The following is a 2726-nucleotide window of genomic DNA, read 5'->3' on the forward strand; positions in this document are numbered from 1 at the left end:
ACCTAAAAAAGAGAAAGGAAATAGTAAAGATGATTAATTTATTAGTTGAAAATAATAATAATAGTAATTGAGACAATATTTTTAGTTTTGTTTTTGATATATTTTTGTTTATTTTTGATGTAATTTGAAATACAAAATTACCGATGACAAATACGTCAATTGCTTATTTTTTAATCTTTTTTATGGTTATTAAGTTATCGATTTATGCAATTCACGGCACATCAACACAATATAATAATTTAGGTTCGACAGTTAATAATGGTGTTTCGCAAGTATATTCGTCAACTGTACGAAAAGGTATTAATGTTGGTAAAAATGTTTATCAAAATAGTAATAAGCAGCAAGTTAAACGAGAAATTAAGCGTCAAAATGTTAGACAACAAGCAAAATTTAAAAGAGGTGTTAAGTAATGATTAAATTAGTTTTATTGGTGGCGGCGATTGCAATATTTGGAACTGGTTTTATTACTGTTATTATTAATCAATTTACATCAGCAAAAAATATTATTATGGATTTATATAATTCTGATACTTGGTTAATTTGATTATTTGGTAGAATGGCAGTTTTGTTTAGTCATCCGTTAATGTTAACGATATCAAGTTTATATATTGTTGGGTTTATTGTTTCAAAAACATTGTATAGTTAGGAGTTGAGTTTATGAAAAAATCGTTATCTTTATTTGCCATATTTATTTTAACTTTTTTGGGTTTGGTTATTCCATTTATTACTTTAACGGCGTTTAGACCCTTAAATGAGGAACAATATATGCTTAAACAAGAGAATAAATAGTACTGATAAAGGTATTAATGTATTAATACAATGTTTTTACGTAGCAGTTTTTTTGAAAATTGCTCGGAAACAAATTATTTTATTAATCCAACTTTAAAAACACCAAAAAAATTATTATTTAATGATAAATGGTATTTGGATTTTTTACAAGATAGTTATTCAACCGGAGTTGTTTATGATAAACCTAATGAAATATTTTTGAATTATTATCGACAATGACATAGTTTAAAAAATCAGTTTATGGTTGAAAAATTTTATGATGTTAAAAAAGATAATTTTTTGAATGATTTAATTGATTTTATTTATGCTTTTGCCGTAAAATATAAAATGTTTCATGTATCGAAAAAAATTGTCGACAATGTTGACCGTTATAAAGAAAATCATTATCCAAGAGTTAAGTTGAAAGTAGATAATTGAAAATTAGTTGATAAAAATAATTTTGATAATGAATTTAGTACAAAAAATAATAAATCATATTTATTTCTTAATTTATTTGATGTAGGTAAATATGGTATATATTTAGCAAAAAATAATGGTAATATATCACAAAAAAGAAATAATATTTGATATTTAGAAACATATAATCCAAAAGATTTCGTAATGTTTAACACTGCAAATATAAAATCACTTTATCGTTGATATGGTAGTGATGAACCACAAATACCTACCATTGATAAAAACATTGGTGAAATTACTGATTGAAAAGAACAAAAAGGAACTGAATAACAGTTCCTTTTTTATATTAATCGCACAAATTTCATAAAAATAATTAATAAAAAAATATTTGTTATTGTACTATACAATGCTGGATTAAATTTTCATACTTCAAATATTTGACTAAAAAAACTATATACTGTTTCAAAAACCTTACCAACACCACTCGCTAATTCATTAACTTGTTTAACACCGGGAATAGTATTAACAATTCAAATCACCGCATTTTTAATATGAGCACCAAAATCTTATCAACCCTCTGGCGTTACATATTGCACTTGTCATCATTGATTATTGGGGAATAACCCACCATTATTAATTTCTTGTCAATTATAAATCCCAAAATTAAAATCATAATATCGGTACATATCATTCTCTTTTTGTGCTTGCAATTTATAAACACATTATAACCGATTTTTTATTCTTCTATTAGCAACCGAAAAATCATAATTAAAAACACTACCATAATTATTAATCGTATAAAACCGATTTTTAAATGCTGAATATAATTTAATATCTAATTGCTGATATTTATCCGAAAAATAAAAATATCGTGGGTAAATTTTAAAACCATTATTTACTAACAAACCATATTTTTTATTATAACCTTGAACATAAGTATTATTTTCTAAATCAAAAATCGTACCTAAATAATTAGTATAAAATTTCTGTGAAATCTTAAACATACTATTTAATAATTTATCAAATTGTAATTTATCGTTAATATTTTCACTCAACAAAATATTATTAAAATTTTGTAATTTCAACGCAAAAAAGTTAACTAAAACAGTATCATATTGTAAATTATCAATATATCCATTTTCAATAAAAGAACTACGATTTTGAAACACTGGCACCAATGCACTTGCAAAAAACGACTGTAAAAACTTAGATAAATCAAACTGACCGCTAAACTGTTGATAATACTTTAAATCTTTACTATTTAATGATGAATAAATTGAACCATTAAAATTAAAAACTTCACCCATTCCCGTTCGCATAAAACTAAAATTAAAACTTAAATCATCATTATTAATATTATTTAACTCTAAACTACCAGAAATAATTAAATTTGCTTCATCAACAGTTAAAATCATCCGATAAATTGCTTTTTTAATATTTTTAACATCCAATTCATCAACCGTCTCAAAATCAAAAATTATCCGCTTTGTACCAACCTTATTCGGATTTTCATAATCCGCACTACCACCTTGCTGAACTCT

4 protein-coding genes and 1 pseudogene are annotated in these 2726 nt (G+C 24.2%); 4 read left to right on the top strand and 1 reads right to left on the bottom strand.

The window, feature by feature from the left end:
* The first annotated feature begins 29 nt into the window (after positions 1-29).
* Genes C6B38_RS01935 through C6B38_RS01945 form a run of 4 tightly spaced genes read left to right on the top strand, consistent with a single transcriptional unit; the run spans position 30 to position 1515 of the window.
* Positions 30-410, top strand: coding sequence for a hypothetical protein (locus tag C6B38_RS01935; protein ID WP_105298443.1), 381 nt, complete (start codon positions 30-32; stop codon positions 408-410).
* Positions 410-646: a hypothetical protein gene (locus tag C6B38_RS01940; protein WP_015967964.1), complete on the top strand. Its 237-nt coding sequence runs from the start codon at positions 410-412 to the stop codon at positions 644-646. Before C6B38_RS01935 ends, C6B38_RS01940 begins: the two co-directional genes overlap by 1 nt.
* Positions 647-657: 11 nt before the next feature.
* On the top strand, positions 658-789 hold the full coding sequence (locus C6B38_RS10510; RefSeq protein ID WP_199558546.1) for a DUF3688 family protein: 132 nt from the start codon (positions 658-660) through the stop codon (positions 787-789).
* A gap of 30 nt (positions 790-819) precedes the next feature.
* The gene (locus tag C6B38_RS01945) at positions 820-1515 is read left to right on the top strand and encodes a spiroplasma phage ORF1-like family protein (protein ID WP_199558547.1); all 696 of its coding nucleotides are present in this window, start codon (positions 820-822) and stop codon (positions 1513-1515) included.
* 11 nt (positions 1516-1526) lie between these two features.
* Here C6B38_RS01945 and C6B38_RS01950 read toward each other — a convergent pair.
* Positions 1527-2726: pseudogene (locus C6B38_RS01950) on the bottom strand (spiroplasma phage ORF1-like family protein); the annotation flags it as partial.

Source organism: Spiroplasma sp. ChiS (genome assembly GCF_002968355.1).
Classification (GTDB): domain Bacteria; phylum Bacillota_I; class Bacilli_A; order Mycoplasmatales; family Mycoplasmataceae; genus Spiroplasma; species Spiroplasma citri.